The organism is Streptomyces monticola (genome assembly GCF_042665355.1).
GTDB lineage: Bacteria > Actinomycetota > Actinomycetes > Streptomycetales > Streptomycetaceae > Streptomyces > Streptomyces monticola.
The window spans coordinates 1-764 of record NZ_JBHTCF010000067.1; the positions used below are offsets into that span (position 1 = coordinate 1).

General features: G+C 67.7%; 1 protein-coding gene. It reads right to left on the minus strand.

Annotated features, from left to right (window positions below; translation table 11 throughout):
• The coding region (locus ACFQVC_RS42455; RefSeq protein ID WP_381842154.1) for a dihydropteroate synthase at positions 1 to 764 on the minus strand (764 nt) is incomplete at both ends.

Sequence of the window (764 nt, forward strand, 5' to 3'; positions counted from 1 at the left end):
GCCTCGATGGTGGCGATGCCGTCCTTGCGGGACTCCTCCTGACCCGTGCAGATGGTGAACGTCAGGGTGTCGATGAGGATGTCCGACTCCTGGATGCCCCAGTTGCCGGTCAGATCGTCGATCAGCCGCTCCGCGACGGCGACCTTGTGCTCGACGGTGCGGGCCTGGCCCTCCTCGTCGATGGTCAGCGCGATCAACGCCGCACCATGCTCCCGCGCCAGCTTCGTGACCTTCGCGAACCGCGAGTCCGGCCCATCGCCGTCCTCGTAGTTCACCGAGTTGATGACCGCACGGCCACCCAGCTTCTCCAACCCCGCCTGAATGACGTCCACTTCAGTCGAGTCGAGGACGATCGGCAGCGTCGAGGCCGTCGCGAACCGGCCCGCCAGCTCCTCCATGTCCGCCACACCATCACGGCCGACATAGTCCACGCACAGGTCCAGCATGTGCGCGCCCTCACGGATCTGATCGCGCGCCATCTCCACACAGTCGTCCCAGCGCGCCTCCAGCATCGCCTCACGGAACTTCTTCGACCCGTTGGCGTTCGTCCGCTCACCGATCGCCATGTACGAGGTGTCCTGACGGAACGGCACCGTCTGGTACAGCGACGCGGCACCCGGCTCCGGACGCGGCTCACGCTCACTCGGGGCCAGGCCGCGCACCCGCTCCACCACCTGCCGCAGATGCTCGGGCGTGGTGCCGCAGCAGCCGCCCACCAGAGACAGGCCGTACTCGCCGACGAACGTCTCCTGCGCGTCGGCCAG